The 18,973-nt window shown below is 60.7% G+C and carries 18 protein-coding genes; 16 read left to right on the top strand and 2 right to left on the bottom strand.

Features of this window, described 5'->3' with window-relative positions; translation table 11 throughout:
- Positions 1–1,524 (top strand): sugar ABC transporter ATP-binding protein, encoded by a 1,524-nt coding sequence (locus SMC1_RS06350; RefSeq protein WP_119085939.1) that lies wholly within the window; start codon positions 1–3, stop codon positions 1,522–1,524.
- A gap of 67 nt (positions 1,525–1,591) precedes the next feature.
- Here the strand turns inward: SMC1_RS06350 and SMC1_RS10615 are convergent, their stop codons facing one another.
- Positions 1,592–1,753 (bottom strand): hypothetical protein, encoded by a 162-nt coding sequence (locus tag SMC1_RS10615; protein ID WP_207799332.1) that lies wholly within the window; start codon positions 1,751–1,753, stop codon positions 1,592–1,594.
- Positions 1,754–1,881: 128 nt separating this feature from the next.
- Between SMC1_RS10615 and SMC1_RS06345 the strand changes: the two genes are divergently transcribed.
- The 11 genes from SMC1_RS06345 (at position 1,882) to SMC1_RS06295 (ending at position 12,437) form a co-directional block, all read left to right on the top strand.
- On the top strand, positions 1,882–3,291 hold the full coding sequence (locus tag SMC1_RS06345) for an RNB domain-containing ribonuclease (RefSeq protein WP_119085938.1): 1,410 nt from the start codon (positions 1,882–1,884) through the stop codon (positions 3,289–3,291).
- Between the two features lie 180 nt (positions 3,292–3,471).
- Complete coding sequence (pyrB, locus tag SMC1_RS06340) at positions 3,472–4,392, top strand: aspartate carbamoyltransferase (protein WP_119085937.1); 921 nt, start codon at positions 3,472–3,474, stop codon at positions 4,390–4,392.
- Between the two features lies 1 nt (position 4,393).
- The gene (locus tag SMC1_RS06335) at positions 4,394–4,825 is read left to right on the top strand and encodes an aspartate carbamoyltransferase regulatory subunit (protein WP_119085936.1); all 432 of its coding nucleotides are present in this window, start codon (positions 4,394–4,396) and stop codon (positions 4,823–4,825) included.
- A 6-nt stretch (positions 4,826–4,831) separates the two neighbouring features.
- Positions 4,832–6,058 (top strand): dihydroorotase, encoded by a 1,227-nt coding sequence (locus SMC1_RS06330; RefSeq protein WP_119085935.1) that lies wholly within the window; start codon positions 4,832–4,834, stop codon positions 6,056–6,058.
- A complete protein-coding gene (gene pyrF / locus SMC1_RS06325; RefSeq protein ID WP_119085934.1) occupies positions 6,055–6,930 on the top strand; it encodes an orotidine-5'-phosphate decarboxylase in 876 nt (291 codons plus the stop codon). Before SMC1_RS06330 ends, pyrF begins: the two co-directional genes overlap by 4 nt.
- Entirely contained in the window at positions 6,927–7,679 is a 753-nt protein-coding gene (locus SMC1_RS06320; RefSeq protein ID WP_119085933.1) for a dihydroorotate dehydrogenase electron transfer subunit, read from the top strand. The genes pyrF and SMC1_RS06320 overlap by 4 nt, the downstream gene beginning before the upstream one ends.
- Positions 7,672–8,589 (top strand): dihydroorotate dehydrogenase, encoded by a 918-nt coding sequence (locus tag SMC1_RS06315; protein WP_119085932.1) that lies wholly within the window; start codon positions 7,672–7,674, stop codon positions 8,587–8,589. Before SMC1_RS06320 ends, SMC1_RS06315 begins: the two co-directional genes overlap by 8 nt.
- Before the next feature lie 18 nt (positions 8,590–8,607).
- Positions 8,608–9,180 carry an orotate phosphoribosyltransferase gene (gene pyrE, locus SMC1_RS06310; protein ID WP_119085931.1) on the top strand — a complete coding sequence of 191 codons (573 nt, stop codon included), beginning with the start codon at positions 8,608–8,610 and terminating at the stop codon, positions 9,178–9,180.
- Between the two features lie 204 nt (positions 9,181–9,384).
- Complete coding sequence (gene asd, locus SMC1_RS06305; protein WP_119085930.1) at positions 9,385–10,461, top strand: aspartate-semialdehyde dehydrogenase; 1,077 nt, start codon at positions 9,385–9,387, stop codon at positions 10,459–10,461.
- A complete protein-coding gene (locus SMC1_RS06300) occupies positions 10,458–11,870 on the top strand; it encodes an aspartate kinase (protein WP_207799331.1) in 1,413 nt (470 codons plus the stop codon). Before asd ends, SMC1_RS06300 begins: the two co-directional genes overlap by 4 nt.
- Before the next feature lie 177 nt (positions 11,871–12,047).
- On the top strand, positions 12,048–12,437 hold the full coding sequence (locus tag SMC1_RS06295; RefSeq protein ID WP_119085929.1) for a desulfoferrodoxin: 390 nt from the start codon (positions 12,048–12,050) through the stop codon (positions 12,435–12,437).
- Between the two features lie 205 nt (positions 12,438–12,642).
- Here the strand turns inward: SMC1_RS06295 and SMC1_RS06290 are convergent, their stop codons facing one another.
- Positions 12,643–14,055, bottom strand: coding sequence for an MFS transporter (locus tag SMC1_RS06290; protein ID WP_119085928.1), 1,413 nt, complete (start codon positions 14,053–14,055; stop codon positions 12,643–12,645).
- A 167-nt stretch (positions 14,056–14,222) separates the two neighbouring features.
- On the opposite strand from SMC1_RS06290, the gene SMC1_RS06285 reads away from it, so the two are divergent.
- The 4 genes from SMC1_RS06285 (at position 14,223) to SMC1_RS11275 (ending at position 18,845) form a co-directional block, all read left to right on the top strand.
- A complete protein-coding gene (locus SMC1_RS06285; protein ID WP_165849273.1) occupies positions 14,223–16,817 on the top strand; it encodes a CHASE4 domain-containing protein in 2,595 nt (864 codons plus the stop codon).
- Between the two features lie 132 nt (positions 16,818–16,949).
- On the top strand, positions 16,950–17,783 hold the full coding sequence (locus SMC1_RS06280) for a nucleotidyl transferase AbiEii/AbiGii toxin family protein (RefSeq protein WP_165849272.1): 834 nt from the start codon (positions 16,950–16,952) through the stop codon (positions 17,781–17,783).
- Complete coding sequence (locus SMC1_RS06275) at positions 17,780–18,379, top strand: type IV toxin-antitoxin system AbiEi family antitoxin domain-containing protein (RefSeq protein WP_119085925.1); 600 nt, start codon at positions 17,780–17,782, stop codon at positions 18,377–18,379. Before SMC1_RS06280 ends, SMC1_RS06275 begins: the two co-directional genes overlap by 4 nt.
- A gap of 127 nt (positions 18,380–18,506) precedes the next feature.
- Positions 18,507–18,845 (top strand): hypothetical protein, encoded by a 339-nt coding sequence (locus SMC1_RS11275; RefSeq protein ID WP_119085924.1) that lies wholly within the window; start codon positions 18,507–18,509, stop codon positions 18,843–18,845.
- The last annotated feature ends 128 nt before the right edge of the window (positions 18,846–18,973 follow it).

The following is an 18,973-nucleotide window of genomic DNA, read 5'->3' as shown; positions in this document are numbered from 1 at the left end:
ATGGAAAACAAGACTCTGGTAATGAAGGGCATCACGAAGTCGTTCCCTGGCGTCCTTGCCCTCCACGACGTCGATCTCGAGGTCAAGCCCGGTGAGGTCGTCGGTCTCATGGGGGAAAACGGTTCGGGAAAGTCGACGCTGATGAAGATCCTCACCGGCGTGTACCGGCTCGATTCAGGGACGGTCACCTGGGGCGGAAAGCAGGTATCCTTCGCCACGACGCGGCAGGCCCAGGTGGCGGGAATCTCCATCATCTTCCAGGAGCTCAATAACTGCCCGAACCTGAAGCCCCTCGACAACCTCTTCCTGGGACGCGAGCTATACAGGAAGAACTCGCCCTTCCTCGATCTCAAGACGATGCAGGAGAAGGCGGCCGAGGTTTTCAAATACCTCGATGTCTCGGTCAACATGGACACCGAGGTGAAAAAGCTCAGCACGGCCCAGCAGCAGATGATCGAGATCGCCAAGGCCCTCCTCATGAACGTGAACCTCCTCATCATGGACGAGCCGACCTCCTCCCTGAGCGACCGGGAGACCACCAAGCTCTTCGGCGTCATCAGGGAGCTCAAATCCAGGGGCATCTCTGTCATCTTCATCTCGCACAAGCTGGACGAGGCCTTCGACATCACGGACCGCATCGTCGTCCTCCGCGACGGCGAGAACGTAGGAGAACTGGTGACGAAGGATTCGTCCCAGGACCAGCTCATCATGAAGATGGTCGGCCGCGAAATATCGACCCTCTACACCAAGCGCACGGCGAAGCCTTCAGACGAGGTCGTCTTCGAGGTGAAGAACCTTTCCGGCCCGCCCTACGTCGACGACGTGAGCTTTGCCGTCCACAAGGGAGAGATCCTCGGACTCGCGGGGCTGATCGGCGCGGGCCGCACGGAAACGGCGCGGCTCATTATCGGCGCGGTAAAGAAGACGAAAGGGGAGGTCCTCCTCAACGGAAAACCGGTCGAGATCAGAAGCCCCGAGGAGGCGGTAGCCCACGGAATCGCCTACCTTCCCGAAGACCGGAAGGTCCAGTCTCTCGTCCTGAAGATGACCGTCCGCGACAACCTGACGATGAGCATCCACAAGGTGCTTACCAACTGGTTCGGCATCATCAATCGGACCCAGGAGCGGGAGATCACCGACAAGTACATCAAATCGCTCGACATCAAGCTGACGAACCGGGAACAGATCATCTCCAACCTCTCCGGTGGAAACCAGCAGAAGGTCGTCATCGCCAAATGGCTTGCCACGGTGCCGAAGCTCCTGATCCTCGACGAACCGACCCGCGGTATTGACGTCCACGCCAAGAGCGAGGTACATAGGATCATCGCGGAACTCGCCGATTCAGGCGTCGCCATCGTCCTCATTTCTTCAGAACTTGCTGAGATTCTTGGGCTGTCCGATCGGGTCGTCGTCATGCAGGAGGGTAAGGTACGGACCATCCTCGACCGCAAGGATGCGACCCAGGAAACCATCATGAGCGCCGCGTTCTCCGGTTCGGCGAACGGCGTAAAGGAGACTGCATAATATCCAACGAGTATGTCCTCGGTATCGATTTCGGAACCGATTCGGTCCTGACCTCGTGTAGGAGCTTCTAGCTGGGAAGGAACCAGTCCACCATGAGGTGCAGCGCGAGGTAAAGTCGGTTCAGGAGGCTCTCCTCCCCCTGACTGTCATCCCGGTCATACCCCATGAATGTGTGGATGACGGAGTTGTTCTTCTCTTCCACATGCTCACATGGGCATGTCAGCATCATGGCCACCCTCTCTCCGTTGACGATGATTTCTTCGTGATTCAACGCACATGAAGCGATTTGAGTTGACGTTGCTATACTGACAGCAAGACTCAGGCAGAGTCTCACTCTGGAATGAAGGAGTTCCTGTGATGATAAATGAAACCAAACACCGTACTATTCTGCAGAGCATCGCTCACCGTGTGATGCTCGAGAGAGGATTGCTTCCTGACTTCTCGTCCGAGGTACTGGCCGAGGTCGACCGCATCGACGGGCCCGTCCTTGCCGGCGACGCACCCGCGCGCGACCTCCGGGCCCTGCCGTGGTGCTCCATCGACAACGACGACTCCATGGACCTCGACCAGCTGACGGTCGCGGAAGTCATGCAAGATGCAACCACCAGGATTCTTGTCGCCGTGGCGAATGTCGATGCTCTTGTCAAGATTGGGTCCGCAATCGACGACCACGCGCGCACCAACACCACGTCGGTGTACACCGCTGCCGAGAAGTTTCCCATGTTTCCCGACAAGCTGTCTACTGACCTCACCTCGCTGAACCAGGACCAAGACCGTCTTGCCATCGTCCGCAATCATGCCAAACTGGCGTATAGCAGCGTCGCGGCATGGCTAGAGGAAACCGGACCAATGCCGCAACCCGTCGCCGCCGTGCCCGGCCTAGCCGAGAATCTGTCACTCCAGGACAAGGCTGCCCAACTCCTGAAGGGTCACCGCCATATCCTTGGAGCGCTCAGTCTGCAGACCATCGAGGCAAGACCACTGTTTGAGGGCGACACAATCAGCAATCTCCAAGTGCAGGAGAAAAATCGCGCCACGGAACTCATTGAGGACTTCATGATCGCAGCCAACGGCGTTACGGTGCGGTTTCTCAGCTCTCAAGGGTTTCCCTCGATGCGCCGCGTCGTGCACACGCCAAAGCGCTGGGACCGTATCATCGAAGTAGCCGCCGAGCATGGATTCAAGCTTCCTGAGGCTCCCAATTCGAAGGCACTCGAGGGCTTCCTGACCAGCGCGAAGGCCGCTGATCCGGTGACGTTCCCCGACCTGTCCCTCACGATCATCAAGCTCCTGGGGCCCGGTGAATATGCTGCAGAACTGCCAGGAGCAAATGCCGAGGGACACTTTGGTCTTGCGGTCCGGGACTACACGCATTCCACCGCCCCCAATCGCCGGTATCCGGACCTCATCACCCAGCGCCTGGCGAAAGCGGCCATCGCGAAAAAGCCTGTGCCATACAGCATCGACGAGCTGACAGCCCTGGCGACACACTGTACAGATCAGGAAGACGCCGCCAACAAGGTCGAACGGCAGGTCGAGAAGTCCGCCGCGGCACTCCTCCTCGAATCCCGGATAGGAGAACAGTTCGACGCCATCGTTACTGGCGCTGCCGACAAGGGAACGTGGGCACGGCTGCTCACTGTGCCGGTTGAAGGCAGGGTGGTCAAAGGCTTCGAAGGGCTGGATGTCGGCCAGCGTACGCGGGTCCAGCTTCTCTCGGTAGACGTCGACAGGGGATTCATCGATCTCAAGAGAGTTCGTGGCTAGGAACGGGAGTTGAACCATCGACTGGCGGATGACGGTCCGGTATTGGACCAGCGGCGGCCGTGCCTTCTTGCCGGCAGGACCGTCTCATCATCTGTGAAGGAAAACGCTTGCACGAAAAGACGACCTTCGTATACTTTTTAAGGGTCACGTGCCCCGGTACTCAGACAATGGGGGAACAGTATGCTCAAAGGCAGGCACCTGCTTGACCCGACGGACTTCAGTCCTGGGGAGCTCGACGAGATTTTTGACTTCGCTGACCAGATTATTCAATCTCCCGCTCAATTCAATCACCTGTGTGACTCTTCCATTCTCGCAACACTCTTCTACGAACCCTCCACCCGTACCCGTTTCAGCTTTGAGGCTGCCATGCTCCGTCTCGGCGGCAACGTCGTCGGCTTCGCCGAACCTGCCTCCAGTTCAGTCGCCAAGGGCGAGAGCGTCGCCGACACCATCCGCACGGTAGCGTGCTACGCTGACATCATCGTCATGCGTCACCCCAAGGAGGGGGCACCGCGCATCGCCAGCCAGTATTCGCCCGTCCCCGTCATCAACGCGGGCGACGGCGGCCACCTGCACCCGACGCAGACGCTGACGGACCTCCTGACCATCCGCTCGGTGAAGCACCAGCTGACGGGGCTCACCATCGGCTGCTGCGGGGACCTCAAGTTCGGCCGCACGGTCCACTCGCTCATCAAGGCCACCTCGCGCTACCCGGACAACCGGTTCGTGCTCATCTCGCCCAAAGAGCTGCGCGTCCCCGACTACGTCACCGCAGACCTGGCCGCCAAAGGCATCCCATACCAGGAGGTCGAACGCCTCGACGATGTCATCAGCGACCTGGACATCCTGTACATGACCCGTGTCCAGAAGGAGCGCTTCTTCAACGAAGACGACTACGTCCGCCTCAAGGACGTCTACGTCCTGGACGCAGAGAAGATGCGGCTGGCCCGTCAGGACATGATCGTCATGCACCCGCTGCCCCGTGTCGGCGAGATCGCCTACGACGTCGACAGTGACCCGCGCGCCTACTACTTCAAGCAGGCGAAATTTGGCATGTACGTGCGCATGGCCCTGATTTCGAAACTGCTGGGGGTGAGCTGAGATGTTGACCATCACGAGCATCAAGAACGGCATCGTCATCGACCACATCCGCGCAGGCCTCGGCATCCGTATGTTCTACCAGCTGGGCCTGGACAAGGCCGACTACTCGGTCGCCCTCATCATGAACGCGGCCAGCACGCGCCTGGGACGCAAGGATATCATCAAGATCGAGAACAACGTCGACTTCGATGTCACGATGTTGGCGCTCATCGACCCGAACGTCACCGTCAACGTCATCGAGGACGAGCACATCGTGCGCAAGGTGAGGCCCGACCTGCCAGACCGGGTAGAGGACGTCATCAAATGCAAGAACCCGCGCTGCATCACGTCGGTCGAGAAGTACGTGCCGCAGGTCTTCACACTGGTGAACCGTGAACTCGGCCAGTACCGTTGCCAGTACTGCGACGAGATCTACACGGTCGGCAAGGACTGAGGAACAATGGTATCTGACACCAAATCACTCCTGATACGCGGGGCACATGTGGTCGATTCCGTCCAGGATGGAAAGGTGGACATCCTCATCAGGGGCGGTGTCATCACCGCCGTCGGACGGGAACTCCCCTCTGACGGCGCCGCTGTCGAAGCGGGCGGGCTTACGTGCCTGCCCGCTTTTTGCGACCTGCACGCCCACTTCAGGGACCCCGGGGTGACGCACAAGGAAGACCTGACGAGTGGCAGCCATGCAGCCGTGCGTGGTGGCTATACGGCCATCAATCTCATGGCAAACACAAAGCCTGTTATCAGCAGCAGACTGCAGGTGCAGGACGTGCTCGACCGCGCGGCCTCCATCGGCCTCATCGACGTGCACCAGTGCGCCTCCATCACGAGGAACATGGACGGAGTGACAGTCGACCACCTTGAATCGCTGGGAGATGCAGTGCGCATCATCACCGATGACGGACATGACGTCATGGACGCCCGCGTCATGCTGCAGGCGATGACAGCCGCCGCAAGGCTGGGCCTGACGGTCATGTGTCACTGCGAAGACATGAACCTCTCTGGCACCGACTATCGTCTGGCCGAAGACCTGATGACGCACCGCAACATCGAGCTGGCGCGCGCGGCCGGCTGTCGTCTGCACATCGCACACGTCAGCACCGAGGGCTCCATGCGCGCCGTCATCGCAGCCAAGGAACGGGGGCAGGCGGTCACGTGTGAAGTCACTCCGCACCACCTGGCACTGACCAGCGCAACCAGTTACCGCGTGAACCCCCCGCTACGGACACAGCAGGATGTGGACTTCTTGATTCGTGCCGTGGAACAAGGGTGGGTCGATGCCATCGCCACCGACCACGCACCCCACACGGCAGATGACAAAGCCGCCGGCGCTCCGGGCATGGTGGGTCTGGAAACCGCCTTCGGCGTCTGCTACACGACGCTGATCCGCTCAGGGCACATCACGCTCGCACGACTTACTGAACTCATGAGCAGGAATCCGGCACGCATCCTGGGCCTGAACAAGGGCTGTATCGCCCCCAGCTACGATGGCGACCTCGTGCTCGTGGACCTCAACACCCCGTGGACCGTCGACGCAACGGCATTCGCAAGCAAGGGGCACAACACCCCATTCGACGGCAGGACGCTGGTCGGCCGCGCAGTCATAACCATCAGGGCGGGAAGGGTCGTCTACGATGATACCACATCGAACCAGGAGGAACGCCAATGATCGTCGACAAGTTGTTTGACGCAGTAGCAATGCGCGGCCCCGTCTGCGTTGGCCTGGATACCGCCATAGAATACCTGCCGCCGGAGTTCCGCGCAGGGTTCGACGATCCAGGCGAAGCCCTGTTCCAGTTCAACCGGCGTATCGTGGACGCCACGACAGCAAGTTGCGCATGCTTCAAGCTGCAGATCGCCTACTACGAGGCACTGGGGCTGGAGGGGCTGCGCACCTACGCCAGGACACTGCAATACATCCGCGGCAAGGGCTGCATCGCTGTCGCGGACATCAAACGCGGCGACATCGCCGCCACCGCCCAGATGTATGCCAAGGCACACTTCGAGGGCGAGTTCGAGGCCGACTACGTGACCCTCTCGCCATATATGGGCATGGACAGCATCGAACCCTGGCTGCCCTGGGTCCAGGACCATGACAAGGGCCTCTTTGTCCTCATCCGCACCAGCAATCCGGGGGCCGTCGACATCCAGTATCTCGAGCAGAAGTCCGGCGCCCGCGTCTACACCGAGGTTGGCCGGCGTGTCGCCGAGCTTGGGACGCACCACATCGGCACCTGCGGCTACAGCAGTGTCGGGGGCGTTGTCGGCTGCACCCACGTGGAGGAGGCACAGGTTCTGCGACAGCAGCTGAACACTGTCTTCTTCCTCGTCCCCGGCTATGGCGCCCAGGGCGGCACGGCTGCCGACGTTGCGCTGTACCTGACAAATGGCAATGGCGGCATCGTCAACTCCAGTCGCGGCATCCTGCTGGCGTGGAAGAAGCAGGAAGGCGGTGCTGCGCACTTCGACGCCTGTGCTGGGGCCGAAGTGGAACGCATGCGGGATGATATCCGCGCGGCCGTGAACGCGCTGCAGACGTGACGAGCTCATCGCCTGCGTACGTCGAAGGAGCGACGGTCCTTTCGCAGGAACGCCTGACCGAGGACGTCTACCGTCTGACCGTCGCAACCACGACCGGGGGCACCCCCGGTCAATTCTATATGCTGCGCGCCTGGGAACGTGAACCACTGCTGGCACGCCCCATCAGCGTCCACAACGTAGAAGAGGACATCGTCAGCTTCCTCTACCAGGTGCGCGGCAGGGGAACCGAACTGCTGGCGCGCCTCGAGCAAGGAGGCAAGGTGGCACTGAGCGGACCGCTCGGCCATGGCTTCCGCACCGAGGGGTTGCGCGGCAGGATAGCCATTGTGACCGGCGGCATCGGCATTGCACCCATGTTCTGCCTTGCACGCACGCTGCCTCCCGGTGACGTGACCGTGATCGCGGGTTTCAGGAGTCACCCCTACGCGGTTGCCCAACTCGTGGACCTCAGCGTGGACGTACGGGTCACTACGGAAGATGGGTGTAACGGCACCAGGGGATTCTGTACGGCGATCTTTGACCCACATGTGTATGACACGGTGGTGACGTGCGGACCCATGCCCATGATGGCGCGCGTGGCACACCTGTGCGCTGAAGCCGGCGTCCCCTGTCAGGCTTCGCTCGAAGCACACATGGCGTGCGGCGTCGGCGCCTGCCTGGTCTGTTCGTGTCCGACGGTCCTCGGCAACAAGCTCGTCTGCGCAGACGGTCCCGTCTTTGACGCAGCGGAGGTGATCTGGCATGCTTGAGACAACCCTGTGCGGCGTCACGCTCAAAAATCCTGTCATCGCGGCGTCCGGCACCTTTGGCTTTGGCGCCGAATACAGCCAGTTGTTCGACGTCGGCAGGCTGGGCGGCATCTGCACCAAGGGCCTCACCTTGCACCCGCGCGAGGGCAACCCCGGCCTGCGCGTCTGGGAGACGCCCGCCGGCATGATGAACTCGGTGGGGCTCCAGAACCCGGGCATCCCCGTCTTCCTGGAGCGCGAACTGCCGCGCATGCGTACGCTGGGTACGGCCATCATTGCCAACGTCGGTGGCGGCGACCTGGAGGAATACATCGAAGGCGTCCGGCTGCTCTCCAATGCCGATGGGGTCGACATCGTCGAACTCAACATCAGCTGTCCCAACGTGCACGAAGGCGGCATGGCTTTCGGCATCAACAGTGAGGTAGCAGCGGGCGTCGTCGGGGCGGTTCGCCGCGTGTGCAGCAAGCCGCTCATGGTCAAGCTGTCTCCCAACGCCGAAGACATCACGGCGATGGCGATCGCCTGCGAACAGGCAGGAGCTGATGCTGTGTCGCTGGTCAACACATTCAAGGCTCTGGCAATCGATATTCACGCCCGCAAGGCCGTCTTCGACAATGTGACTGCCGGCCTGTCCGGTCCGTGCATCAAGCCCATCGCCCTGCGCATGGTCTGGGAGGTGGCCCGCGCCGTCCACATCCCGGTCGTCGGCATTGGTGGCATCGCCACCTGGCAGGACGCCCTCGAGTTCATCATGGCAGGCGCGACCGCGGTGCAGGTCGGCACCGCAACCTTTGTCAAGCCGACCACAATGCTCGAAATTATCGACGGCCTGGAACGCTACTGCGCAAACGAACACCTGACCAGCCTCGCGACCGTCTGTAACATTCTCGGGACGGTTCCAAAACTGTAACAGACTCAGGAGGAGAATATGACAACTGACGAACTGGTTCTGAACGAACTCAAGGAAACCGGAGCCCTGCTCCAGGGGCATTTCCTGCTCTCGTCCGGCAGGCACAGCGATCGCTACGTCCAGTGTGCGCGTCTCCTGCAGTACCCCGACCGCGCGGCCCGCGTTCTGGCAGTCGCGGCCGAGCAGTTCCGCCCGGTACCCTTCGACCTCATCGTAGGGCCCGCCATGGGCGGCATCATCGTTGCGTATGAACTAGGACGCCAGTTGGGTAAACCCGGCATCTTCGTGGAACGTGAGAACGGTGTCATGGCCCTGCGCCGCGGCTTTGTCATCGCCGAAGGCACGCGCTGCATCATCAGCGAAGACGTCGTCACGACCGGGAAGTCTTCGGAGGAGACCGCGAAGGTCATCCGCGAATGCGGCGGCGAGGTCATCGGCATCGCGTGCATCGTCAACCGTAGCGCCGAACTCATCCAGTATCCTGTCTGGAGCTCCATCCGCCTCACCATCGAGAGCTGGCCAGCAGACGACTGCCCGCTCTGCAAGCAGGGGATCCCCTGGGTAAAGCCCGGGAGCAGGGGGAACGCCTGACCTGCTGCAGCAACCAGATGGGCCTCTCCTGAACGCATTTGTCTGAGAGTGTTACACTTTGGAACCGTCCCGAAGTGTAACAGTCTGGGAGAACGAGAAGTTGCTGACGCGGTTTGCGCTTGACAGAAACGTCCCCTACGCTACGCTGCCTCTCAACTCCTCAGCAGCGCAAGCCCTGGGGGATCCGTAACAGAGGGGACAACAATGGAACGAACGAAAGCAGTTGTGTGTGGAGCAACAGGAATGGTCGGTCAGATCTACGTCGCGATGCTGTCGGACCACCCCTGGTTCGAGCTGGCCGGTGTCGCCGCCAGTGAACGGTCGGCCGGCAAGCAGTACGGAGACGTCGCACGCTGGTACATCCCGGGAGACATCCCGGCCCGCGCACGCAGCATGACTGTCCTCCCATGCACGGCCGAGGCTATCACCGCAACCGGCGCCACACTGGTCTTCTCTGCACTGCCCAGCGACGTTGCCGGCCCCGTCGAGCGGTCGCTTGCGGAAGCAGGTATGGCGGTCGTCGCCGACTCTGCGTCACATCGCATGGACGGGGACGTCCCACTCATCGTACCCGAGGTCAACGCCGACCACCTGGAAGCTTTGTCCATACAGCGCAAGGGAGGCAAGCGAGGATTCATCGTCACCGGCCCCAACTGCAGTACTGCGGGGTTGGTCCTGTCGCTCAAGCCTCTCCAGCTAGCGTTCGGTATTCGACGGATCGTCGTCGTGACGATGCAGGCCCTGTCGGGTGCCGGGTATGCCGGGGTACCTTCGATGGCCATTGTCGACAACCTCATCCCATACATCAAAGGCGAAGAAGAAAAGATGGAGCGTGAGACCCGGAAAATGCTCGGCTCCTGGCTGAACGGGGTCTTCCAGCCGGCTGACATCCCCGTCAGCGCCTCGTGCAATCGCGTGGCGGTGCTGGAGGGACACACCGAGTCCGTTCTGGTGGAACTCGACCGTCCGGCGTCCCCCGAAGAGGTCGAGAGCGTGATGCGCAGCTTCCAGGGAGAGCCCCAGCACCTGCACCTCCCCACGGCTCCCGACTACCCCATCATCGTGCGCTCCGAGTCTGACCGTCCCCAGCCGCGCCTTGACCGCCTTGCAGGCGAACCAGCACGAGCCCGCGGCATGGCGGCGGTCGTCGGACGCGTCCGCAGCGATCCCGCATTCGCAACGGGGATCAAGTACACGGTCCTGTCCCACAACACCATCCGCGGCGCCGCAGGCAATGCCGTCCTGACCGCCGAACTGCTGGCGGCGAAGGGTCTCCTGTGAAAACCGTCGTCATGAAGTTCGGCGGCGTCCTCGTTCAGGATGCCGCGGCCATCATGCACTCGGCCCAGCTGGTCGCGCAGGCGGCACACAAGAACACCCGCGCCATCGTCGTGGTCTCCGCCATGGCCAGCATCACCGACGCACTCCTCGACTTGGCCGACAGGGCTCGCCAGGGACATGGCGACGAGGTCGCTCAGGCAGTGGACCTCCTCGAGAGACGGCATGAAGACGCGGTCCAGACCGTCTTCAGCTCGTCCCCTGCGATGGCCGTCCAGCCCGTGGTGGACGAGGAACATGCGCTGTTCGTGTCGCTCAGGCAGGCACTGGCGGGCGTCGCCATGCTGCACGAACTCACGCCCCGTTCGCGCGACCTCATCGTCTCGTTTGGCGAACGCTGCTCGGCCCCCATCATGTCCGCGGCCCTTCGTGCGGCGGGTCTGACGTCCAGGTCGCTGACCGGCGGCGAGGCCGGGATCATAACCGACGACACCTTCGGCAGCGCCGCACCCCTGCTGGACGTCGCACGGAAAACCGTTCCACGTGCCCTGACACCTTTGCTGGACCGTGGACTCACCCCTGTTGTCACCGGGTTTGTCGGAGCCAACGAGGAAGGCGTCATCACGACGCTCGGAAGAGGCGGGTCGGACTACACTGCCACCATCCTGGGCGCATGCCTGCCGGCCGAGGAGGTGTGGATCTGGAAAGAAGTCGACGGGGTCATGACAGCTGACCCAAAGCTCGTCCCAGATGCCGTCCGTGTGCCGGCCCTTTCGTATCGCGAGGTCATGGAACTGGCCTGGTTTGGTGCCAAGGTCCTCCATCCCATGACGGTCGCACCCGTCCAGGAGGCCGGCATCCCCATCCGCATCCGAAGCGCCTTCCTGCCGTCATCTCCCGGTACCATCGTATGCGCCGACGCGCCCGAAGCGGGTCCCGTCAAGGCGGTGACCTCGATCCGAAAGCTCACGGCGCTGACGATCGGTGGAGCAGCAATGGTCGGCACGTCGGACGTCGTCAGCAGGGTCTTCAGCCTCCTTGCAGCTGCTCAGCTCCCCGTCCTGATGATCTCGCAGAGCTCATCGATGGCCAATGTCTCACTGGTCATGACCCAGACCGACGCCGAACAAGCGACGCGCCTGCTGCGCAAGGAATTCGCCGGCAGCACGGTCATCCGGGACATCACCGCTATGCGGCACGTCGCCGTCGTCGCCGTCGTGGGTGACGGCATGCGCGGCACACCCGGTGTCGCCGCCCGCCTGTTCACCTCGCTGGCGTCCGAAAACATCAACCTGCTCATGATCGCCCAGGGCTCCAGTGAAGTTAATATCTCGGCGCTCATCGCCGAGAAAGAGGTTCAGCGAGCCGTGCGCGCTATTCACGCCGCATTCGGCCTGGCGGCAACGACGTAGCCAAACGCCAGGACAAGACGCTCCGGCTACTACAAGGATAACGGCGGCATGCCCCCGCCCTTGTAACACATTTGTACTTCACACAAAGGTAGATAAAGCAACGGACAACGGTGATACAATAAGTGTAGATGGCCTTGAGCGATCCAGCAATTTGTGGCGAGACAAGGAGGTAGCGGAATGACACAGAAGTACGAGCTTTATAAGTGCGAAATCTGCGGCGGCATCGTTGAAATTATCCATGAGGGAGAGAGCGATCTTGTTTGCTGCGGTCAACCAATGACAAAGATGGTTGAGAAATCCACTGACGCAGGAAGCGAGAAACACCTGCCGGTTGTCGAAAAAGCAGAGCGTGGGATTATAATCAAAATCGGATCTGTTCCGCATCCAATGGAAGAGAAACATTACATCGAGTGGATTGAGGTATTCATGAAAGACGGCAAAGTCATGAGAATACCGCTGCATCCGGGAGACAAGCCCGAAATGCATATCGGCCACAGCCTCGAGGACTTGATTCAGGTAAGAGTCTACTGCAACGTCCACGGGCTCTGGTCCAAGAAGCTGGTATAGAGTACAAAAGATCCTCAAGGAAAGCGTTCCACAAGCAATCTATGAGCAGGTAACAAAGAGTCTTATTTTCTCGTCGTGCACTCGCCGGCCTTTGAGACAAAAAACCTCAAGGGCCGGCGAGACGAATGTTCGTGCAGGACAACCAAGAAAGTGGTTCACAGCACATGCTGCGGGGCACGCTTCAGAACCAATCTCCCTCCTGCGCTTATCCCTCGTCCGACGCCAGGGTGTCGAGGACCGCGGCGACCTCGGCTCCGGTGGTGCATGTTGGTACCACGTCGTGGTCTGGCAACAGCTTCTCGAGATTGCGGAGGCGAGGCACGAGAAATCCTGCCAGTGTGACGGCCGAAGCAGCCGTGGTGCTCAGCAGGTACAGGACGGCCATCCCTGCCCCGGAGCCGGTCCCGGTGATACGTGCGAAGACGGGAACCAGCGCTCCGCCCGGACGCATCGCCGGCTCGAACACCTTGTCGGCCAAGGGGCCGGCCAGCAGTATGGCGACAGGCATGACGATCCAGGCGATCATACGCCTCGCCGAGAATACGCGCCCCTGTAGTCCGGCGGGCACCTTGGCCTGCCAGATGGACTGGGAGAGACCGTTCACCATCGTCCCGACACATTCGGTCACCAAGAAGCCGGCTGCCCATACCAACGGCGTACGTCCCAGAAAGACACACAGGCCCATCACCATGAAGTTCAGGGGGTCGCCCAGCAGAATGCCGCGCACCTTGTCCCTGGGACCGCCCCACACGCCGAGCAGGAACCCACCCAGCACACCGCCGATACCGGCCGCCGACTGGACAAACCCAAGCGCGGTGGCATTCTGGCCCGTGCGGGCCAGGATCATGGGTGTGAACAGCGGGGCCGACAGCGAAATCATGAAGTTGGAGACCGCGAATATGCTGACGAGCGACAGCAGGGGACCGCGCTCGCGGATGAATCTGAATCCAAACGTCATCTGCCTCCACATGGACTCCTGGACCGACGCGTCCGGGACGTGGCGCGGAACCTCCACGGCCAGCAGAGCCAGGACGGCGACGCCAAACGTGATGATGTCGATGGTCATGATGCCCCCGACGTGGATGAAATGGATCAGGAATCCAGCCAGGATCGGCGCGATAATGAGCGAGCCGCTGTCGGCCAGCGACATGAGTCCGCTGGCGCGTGCATAGTGCTCCTTGGGCATCATCTGCGAGATGGCGGCTGAGTAGGCCGGCCACTGGAACGCCGATCCCAGTCCCTGCAGCGAGGCGGCCACATACAGGTGCCAGACCTGGAGATGCCCCGACAGGTACAGCACCAGTGCAGCGATGGTAGCCGTAACCGCCAGAAGGTCCGACAGCATCATCGTCAGCTTGCGGTTCCATCGGTCGACATACACGCCCGCGAGCGGAGTCGCCACGATTGTTGCCCCGAGGAAGAAGAAGTCGACCAGCGCGAGAGATGTTGCGAGGCCGGTTTTCTGGTAAGCCCAGATGCTGAGCGCAAACGCGGTCATGGCCGAGCCGACCATCGACAGGACCTGCCCAGACCAAACAAGCAGGAACGCGCGGAACCCGGCGGGCCTGTAGCATCTACGAGAGATCACGTCGTTCTTCCCCTCCTTTCTTTCGCTCATACTGCCATCCTCCGCTTCGCCCGTGATGCACATTCAGTATAGCAGGTCACCGAGCACTGATTACGCTCGGAGCACCGCTCCAACGGGCCGAGGCCACTCGCACCTTGTCCTTGTGTTTGGTGTCCCGCTGCCTATAGTATTCTACGCTGAGTATGGTGGGAGGTGTCATGAGTCTGCGCACCAGACTGTCTATAGTTGCTCTCATTGCCTTGACCGTCTTCGTCGCGGCGTTCTACGTGCTAACTGGCGTGACCATTGACAGAACGTATGCTCGCGTCGACAACGAGAGTGCCCAGCGTCAGGTCCTGCGAGCACATTCGTATATGGACTACGTTCTAGGCGCGTTGGGAAGTACCTGCTCCGACTGGGCGTACTGGGACGATACGTACCAGTACGTCGTCGACCAGAACCCCGCATATGCAGACTCGAATCTTACCCCCAGCAGTCTTGCCACGATAGATGTGGACATCATGGTGGTTCTGGACACCAGCGGCAAGGTCGTCTCTGCCAAGTTCCAAACCCTCGCAAACCAGACTCTGGATGACACTGTGGCAGACCTCGTCAAGCAACTTAGGCCAGGAACAGCGCCGTGGACACAAGCCATGGTCCACCCCGGCCTCACAGGGTACATAGAGGTTGAGAAACGTGTCGTGATGGTGGCTGCTCGCCCTATTCTGACAAGCGCAAGCACTGGTCCTGCACGGGGAGTGCTGGTCTTCGTGCGGTATCTCGACGATGCGTTCTTCGCCGGCATGGCTGAGACCGTGGGCGGCCCCGTCACTTTCCAGCCTGTCAGTCAAGTTCAGCCAGACACGGTCGAGTCGCGGGCACTCGCGCTGCTCACGCAGGGACAATCTACCGTTGGTCTGCCTACCGGAACTGACGAGGTTCGCGGGTTCGAGCAGCACACCGACCTTGCCGGAAATCCCGCCTTCCTCCTCGCGACCACCGCAAAGCGCACCCAGTCTACCGAAATCACTCAGTTGAAGCGCATCGTCGTTTTGGCCACCAGCATGATAGGTTTCCTACTGGCCGCCCTTGCCATTTTCGTCTTTAACCACACCATCCTGAAACGGGTGACGTCGCTAGGGAGTCAGGTGGCAGAGGTCGGGCATACCAGCGACCTTGCACTGCGCGTGCACCTGCCCGGCTCGGACGAACTCTCGCAGCTGGCCACAGATGTCAACACAACCCTGGAGTCGCTGCAACAGACTCAGCGGGACAAGGACCGAATGGCGGAGGAACTGGAGCGGGATCGAAAACGACTGCATGACTATTTCGACCATGCACACGACCTCATCTTCGCACTGGACACGCATGGCAAGGTGACCCTGGTCAACCGGTCCGTATGCTCGGTTCTTGGGTACGATGAGAAAGACCTGCTTGGTCGCAGCATCCTCGACGTCGTCAGTCCGGACAGCCGCGAGTCTGCAGTCAGGGCCGCCGCCGCAATCGAGAGCGGCGACACCGTATCGACGACAATCATCGACGTTCTGACACGTGACGGCGACCGCCGGACTCTCGATGTGAGTGGTCAGCGCCTCTGGGACAACGAACAGTTGACAGGCACCTTCTACATCGCCCGGGACATCACCGAACGTCTTCGCATGGAACACGAGCTGCTGCGCAATCAATCCCTGGAATCGCTGGGCATGCTCGCTGCTGGTATCGCCCACGACTTCAACAACGTTCTGACAGTGGTAAAGGGAAACATCTCGCTGGCAGACTCGTCTCTGGAGGAACCCACTGAGTCCCAACACTACCTGGAAGTTGCTCGCATAGCAGCTGACCGCGCTCAGGCTCTCGCCGGTCAGCTGCTGACCTTCTCTCGGGGTGGCGCTCCTGTCAAGGAAAACATTGACGTCGAGTCCATCATCCAGGAAGTGGCGAGATTCACTCTCAGCGGCTCGAATGTCGCACTACAAGTGAGTGTCGACGGAGTTCTGGCCGCAGTTGAGGGTGACCGCAACCAGTTGTTTCAGATGTTGCAGAACATCATCCTGAACGCGCGGGACGCGATGCCGTCGGGGGGCGCACTGAACATTGCTCTTCGCAGCCAGACCGTCTCGGAGGAGCATCCCATCGGGTTCGCCGCACCCGGAGACTGTGTCGTCATCCAGATAACGGACACTGGTCCCGGCATTGCCCCGGAAGACATGAAGCTCCTGTTCGATCCTTTCTTCACGACGAAACCATCGGGACATGGGGTCGGACTCGCTACCGCACGGTCCATTGCCAGGCGGCACGGGGGAGACCTCCTCATCGAATCGGCTGCAGGCAAGGGAACGACGGTTCAGCTGTGCATGCCGGTCGCCCGGGGACCAGTGACCCAACCCAAGGCTGCGAAGCCGGAGAGGGAGCATGGCTCTGCCACAGGCCGCCTCCTGGTCATGGATGACGAGCAGACCGTCGCCGACGTGACATGCGCCATGGCCCGGCGTCTTGGCTACGAGACGACCGCCGTACCAGACGGGGAAGCCGCGCTCACAGCCTATGCGCAAGCAGTGACCGAACAGCACCCCTTCGACCTGGTTATCATGGACCTGACGGTCCCTGGCGGCATGGGAGGTCGAGAAGCGGTCCAGAGACTGCACGAACTCTATCCCGACGCCCGCGTCATCGTCTCCAGCGGCTACTCCGACGACGCTTCGATCGCCGAGTACGCCCAGCGCGGCTTCATCGCATCCCTCTCCAAACCCTACACGATGGAGCAACTGGAGCGTGTCCTGCGCGAATCGTCCAGTCCGCCGCTCAGTTCATAGCAGTCAGGGCCCACCTTCGTCCAGTCACGTCCAGCGGGAACAACCTCGCTGCCCAGCCGACTCCCCCGGCACTCTTGACCTCCATTGTCGATTGTTTACACTAATGTTAACAATCGACAATGGAGGTTGACGGTGAGAAGTTACGCAGAACTCGTTGCATACAGCAGTGCCAACGCTCTCCCTCTCGATCAGGTTATCCGGGAGGAGCTGCAGCGCCTCATCCTGCGATACCTCAGTAAACGGGGGTTCTTCGTTCACGGCGTCTTCCGGGGAGACACAGCCATCCGCCTCGTGTACGGCGGAACCAGATTCTCCGAGGACCTCCATTTCGTGCTCCGACCAGGGAGGACGATCGCAGGCCTGAACCTGGCTGCCCTGCTGGAGGGTCTGCCATCGTTCATGCGCCGCGAAGTCCCGTTTGCTGACCGCCCCAGTCTCAGAGAGCAGAAGGCGGAAGTCATATTCGCGGGCTATCGGTGCCGACTTGAGCTGCAACCGCCGGTCGGGGGGCTTGTCATCAACCTGGAGTTCTCAGGTGTCCCCAGCCGGTCACCGCGTCCAAAAGTCATGCGTTCCGATACGGTCGATGTCGCGATCGTCGTCGAAGACGAATCCGAGATCCTTGTGGACAAACTGGTGGCTCTCGCACTTTGCTCCTACGTGAAGGGCAGGGATATCTGGGATACCTGGTTTCTCACCCACGAACGTCACGTAGCTGTGCCGGAGGCGGGCGCGGTTGTCGCCAAGGCGGCCGACTATGGAACGACTCTGATGGACTTGACCAGCAGGATCCGGCACAGCAAGACAAGCATCGAAACCAACGGACTCAGCGCGCTCGACGCCGAGATGAAACGCTTCCTTCCTGCCCGGCTGTATGGCGCCATGGCGCCTGCATTTCCGGACATGAACGCCGGCGTTGCCGCAATGATGGATACTCTCCTGAACCAGCTGGCTGGAGCGTCATGAGCACCCGTGACTACCTGGACCTGCTGAGCACCTACAAGCAGAAGAAACTCTTCCGCACCGTGGACTTCGCGACACTGCTGAGCAGAGACATGCCCAGCGTCCGCGTCGAGCTGAGCCGCCTAGTCTCACGAGGGATGCTGAGTCGAGTCTCAAAGGGACTCTACCCTAACCCCTACAATCCTCCGACCCAGGAAGAGCTAGCCATGGTCCTGAAATCGCCAGCATACATCAGCATGGAATCGGCCCTCGCCCGCCAGGGTATCCTCAGTCAGTCACCGTTCACGATGACACTTGTCACGACAGGTTCGACCGGTACGGTAGATGCCATGAACACGCGGTTTGAGTTCCATCACCTGCAGTCCAGGTGGTTCATTGGGTACCACAGGCGTGACACGTATGACTTGGCCGAGCCGGAGAAAGCGTTGTGCGACCTTGTCTACCTCCGGTACCGGAGGACACGCGAACTCAGTGAGGACCGCATGCGCAGCCTGCTGGACGACATGGATCTTGCCGAGCTCCACAAGGCTCCCTTGCGCCGGTACGTCTGGCTCATGCACCTGGAGGACAGCTTCCACCAGCTAAAGGTCGCACTGTAGCGGGAGCAATACATCTCCATCCGTCGTTCCCGCGAAGGCGGGAACCCATCTCCCGCCTTGCGGCAGCTAAGACAATGCCGTACGCGGGCGCCTGCCACACATTCTAGACAATGGTATACTGATTTATATGCAAGAAATCTCCGATTTTTGTAGCGATGGGGCGGGGATGACTTCCCGATTTCTGGATACGGAGATCCTCACGACTATCACAACGGATGCACCTCTTGTTTCCGTTTCGCTGATGTGCTGTGACCCATTACGACTTGGCGAGGAGATTCAGCTGCTTGCCACGGCTGGCGTTGGCTTGTTTCACATCGACGTCATGGACGGCTACTTTGTCCCAAACAGCGCCAGATCTCTACGCGGCTGGCGCGTCGGTGTTCCTTGCAGGCACCACAGGCCCCTTCTCATATCTACAAATACCGTCTGTACAGTACAGACGGCAGGTCAGCAGCTTACCGTATAGAATCCGCCACAGTGGCGAGCCCGTCGAACAGTGTGGGCGTCATCTCGATGTGACCTACACTCCTTTGAAAAAATGTATGCCCTCATTCCTTAAGCTCCGAATTGTTCAGTCTTCTATGATCTCGGGTA

Origin of the sequence: Candidatus Cryosericum septentrionale (assembly GCF_003570995.1) — a bacterium.
GTDB classification, from domain to species: domain Bacteria; phylum Caldisericota; class Caldisericia; order Cryosericales; family Cryosericaceae; genus Cryosericum; species Cryosericum septentrionale.
Note: the sequence above shows the minus strand (reverse complement) of the source record. Positions and strands in the feature narration are given on the sequence as shown.

What these genes read in the sequence shown, in the direction of transcription:
- SMC1_RS06350 (WP_119085939.1), top strand. Translation starts at nt 1, where the DNA reads ATGGAAAACAAGACTCTGGTAATGAAGGGCATCACGAAGTCGTTCCCT.
- SMC1_RS10615 (WP_207799332.1), bottom strand. Translation starts at nt 1,753, where the DNA reads ATGATGCTGACATGCCCATGTGAGCATGTGGAAGAGAAGAACAACTCC.
- SMC1_RS06345 (WP_119085938.1), top strand. Translation starts at nt 1,882, where the DNA reads ATGATAAATGAAACCAAACACCGTACTATTCTGCAGAGCATCGCTCAC.
- pyrB (WP_119085937.1), top strand. Translation starts at nt 3,472, where the DNA reads ATGCTCAAAGGCAGGCACCTGCTTGACCCGACGGACTTCAGTCCTGGG.
- SMC1_RS06335 (WP_119085936.1), top strand. Translation starts at nt 4,394, where the DNA reads ATGTTGACCATCACGAGCATCAAGAACGGCATCGTCATCGACCACATC.
- SMC1_RS06330 (WP_119085935.1), top strand. Translation starts at nt 4,832, where the DNA reads ATGGTATCTGACACCAAATCACTCCTGATACGCGGGGCACATGTGGTC.
- pyrF (WP_119085934.1), top strand. Translation starts at nt 6,055, where the DNA reads ATGATCGTCGACAAGTTGTTTGACGCAGTAGCAATGCGCGGCCCCGTC.
- SMC1_RS06315 (WP_119085932.1), top strand. Translation starts at nt 7,672, where the DNA reads ATGCTTGAGACAACCCTGTGCGGCGTCACGCTCAAAAATCCTGTCATC.
- pyrE (WP_119085931.1), top strand. Translation starts at nt 8,608, where the DNA reads ATGACAACTGACGAACTGGTTCTGAACGAACTCAAGGAAACCGGAGCC.
- asd (WP_119085930.1), top strand. Translation starts at nt 9,385, where the DNA reads ATGGAACGAACGAAAGCAGTTGTGTGTGGAGCAACAGGAATGGTCGGT.
- SMC1_RS06295 (WP_119085929.1), top strand. Translation starts at nt 12,048, where the DNA reads ATGACACAGAAGTACGAGCTTTATAAGTGCGAAATCTGCGGCGGCATC.
- SMC1_RS06290 (WP_119085928.1), bottom strand. Translation starts at nt 14,055, where the DNA reads ATGAGCGAAAGAAAGGAGGGGAAGAACGACGTGATCTCTCGTAGATGC.
- SMC1_RS06285 (WP_165849273.1), top strand. Translation starts at nt 14,223, where the DNA reads ATGAGTCTGCGCACCAGACTGTCTATAGTTGCTCTCATTGCCTTGACC.
- SMC1_RS06275 (WP_119085925.1), top strand. Translation starts at nt 17,780, where the DNA reads ATGAGCACCCGTGACTACCTGGACCTGCTGAGCACCTACAAGCAGAAG.
- SMC1_RS11275 (WP_119085924.1), top strand. Translation starts at nt 18,507, where the DNA reads ATGCAAGAAATCTCCGATTTTTGTAGCGATGGGGCGGGGATGACTTCC.